This window comes from Helicobacter bilis (genome assembly GCF_900198365.1).
GTDB classification, from domain to species: domain Bacteria; phylum Campylobacterota; class Campylobacteria; order Campylobacterales; family Helicobacteraceae; genus Helicobacter_A; species Helicobacter_A bilis_B.
On the sequence record NZ_FZMS01000108.1, the window covers coordinates 1 to 2237 of the forward strand.

The 2237-nt window shown below is 32.0% G+C and carries 3 protein-coding genes; 1 reads left to right on the top strand and 2 read right to left on the bottom strand.

All coding sequences use genetic code 11. The annotated features are described in order from the left end of the window. Both C6H08_RS11090 and C6H08_RS11095 read right to left on the bottom strand, forming a co-directional pair. Positions 1-569: hypothetical protein (locus C6H08_RS11090; protein ID WP_104686213.1), on the bottom strand; the 569-nt coding region annotated here is incomplete at its 3' end. A gap of 271 nt (positions 570-840) precedes the next feature. Continuing rightward, complete coding sequence (locus C6H08_RS11095; protein WP_034566122.1) at positions 841-1476, bottom strand: hypothetical protein; 636 nt, start codon at positions 1474-1476, stop codon at positions 841-843. A gap of 74 nt (positions 1477-1550) precedes the next feature. Between C6H08_RS11095 and C6H08_RS11100 the strand changes: the two genes are divergently transcribed. Next, complete coding sequence (locus C6H08_RS11100) at positions 1551-2087, top strand: coiled-coil domain-containing protein (RefSeq protein WP_233708590.1); 537 nt, start codon at positions 1551-1553, stop codon at positions 2085-2087. The last annotated feature ends 150 nt before the right edge of the window (positions 2088-2237 follow it).

The following is a 2237-nucleotide window of genomic DNA, read 5'->3' on the forward strand; positions in this document are numbered from 1 at the left end:
TCCTTAGCTACTATATACTCTAACATAAACGCCAAATTACTCTCTTGTGCTACAAATAGCTGTGCTGTGCTTTTCATTAAATAGCTTGTTAATTCATAGTTTTTTACAAACTCTTTAAATAGCACTTCAAGTCGTGGCAGCACCTGCAGTGAAAAGTCATAATTATCAAGCACACTTTTACTCTCTATGCGTATTCTTCTTATCATTGCATCTCGTATTTCCCCTGTATAATTTTGCATGATATATTCAGTTACCGCCTTTGTATCTAGATTCTTTGCTAGATACTCTTTTATGGCTTCATTGACTTGATTTCTATCTAAGTTTATAAGATTGCCTAAGCCATATTTATTGATTAAGGCTTGTCCTATATCATTATAAAAACTCTCACTTGTGAAATACTCATCTTTAATAAATTGCTCGTGCATAATATCTAATATATTTTCATCGCTTATCTTCTCATCTACTTCTGCTTTAAGATTGCTAAATTCCTGCTTTGTAGATTGCAATTCTTGCTGTGTAGTTTCATTCGCTTGAATCATATTTTGGATTAAATCAGTTAAACTTGCCATATTTATCCTTTCTTATTGGATTTTCCCTTAACATTATGCCTTTTCCTTTTGTCATGTTGAGCGATAGCGTTACATCTCTAGCTTACTTAAAGGCTAGATGTTTCGACTTTTTCAAAGTCTCAACATGACAAACATTGAAGCAGATTCTGTGTGCGGCAGTATTTTGAGTCGATTTTAAGGGTTATTGAGCTTTTTGTGAGAGAGTGTATATAGAATACATGACCGAAACAAAAAGCGATAATTCCCTTAAAAGCGACCAAAAGACAACGCACTACAAAGTTTCACTACCCAAATACTCCCTAATCTGCTCATCTGTAAGTCCTGCAATCTCTTCCTTACTAATAACCCCATTATTCAAAATAGCCTTAATATTTACCTGCGTATTATCTTGGTTAGGATATAAGCACTTTTTCATATCAGTAAAGATACTTACTACATCTTTTGCTGCTTGTATCACTTTAGGATTAGGTGTGCTAGAATTGACACTAAGACTTGCAAGTCTGTTAAACTCACTTTGTGCGATTAATGCAGTCTTTGTGATTTGAGTATGTATAAAAGTCTCACTCATAGCCTTTAATAGCAATTCATCAGCAGTATTATCAAGTATCCTTTCTTCATAAATGCTATATAGATTTTGCATATTCTCACGCATATTATGCTTAATAGCATTCTTTGCTATACCTATATTATCTAACACGTCCTTATCATTTAAAAGCTTATTTGTAATCGCCTTTAACTCTGTATTTTTAATGAGTTTGCCTTTTTCCCACTTCTCTGTTTGTATCCAGTTATACAAAGTCCTTTCATTGACCTTAAAAAGCTTTGCAACTTGCTTTATATCCTCATAGTGAGTTTCATAATATGTTCTTACTTCTTTTTTTAAAAGTTCTTTTTCACTTTTTGTCATAGCTTTATCCCATTCTAAAATAAGATATGCTAATATATATAAAAGTGAGTGTAAATATCGGTAAGGCAAAAACAATGAGTGTAAATTTTAATGAGAGTTTTAAAGCTTTAGTGCGTGAAGTATTCCAAGATAAAAGCGAAGGTGTTATACATATTTTAGATGAAGTTGTAAGCAATAAAGCAAGTGAAGACATACAGAATATAAATAATCTTAAACAAGAAGCCATAAAAGATATAAGAAGCAATATTGCTACAAACGACTTTGTAAGAGCAGAAATTGCCGAGTTAAGAAGCGAGTTAAAACAAGATATAGCAGATTTAAGAAGTGAGTTAAAGCAAGATATAGTCAAAGTGCGTAACGAAATGCTAGACTTAAAAGCAGAGTTAAAGCAAGATATAGCGGAGTTAAGAGAAGAAGTTCATGCAGAATTATCTAAAATGGATTCTAAAATTATGCAATTTAGAGCAGAGTTAAAGCAAGATAATGCCAACTTAAAAGCAGAATTAAAGGACGATATAGCAAAAAGCAAGGTAGATATTATAAAATGGGTGTTTGGTTTGCAGTTTGCTACATTAGCACTTATTGCAGGTATGCTAAAATTAATGCTTTAAAAGGATAATGTTTATAACATTAGTTTAAAGCTTGTCTTAGGACTTTTATGCTTTCAAATCTTTTCAAATTTTCTGGTGCTAATATGTGGGGTGTTTCATAAGTGTTTATTCCAGCTTGAATTTCATCTATCATTTTATCTAACATAGCTT

Excerpts from the sequence above, each read along its gene's own strand:
- C6H08_RS11100 (WP_233708590.1), top strand. The coding sequence starts at position 1,551 with ATGAGTGTAAATTTTAATGAGAGTTTTAAAGCTTTAGTGCGTGAAGTA.
- C6H08_RS11095 (WP_034566122.1), bottom strand. The coding sequence starts at position 1,476 with ATGACAAAAAGTGAAAAAGAACTTTTAAAAAAAGAAGTAAGAACATAT.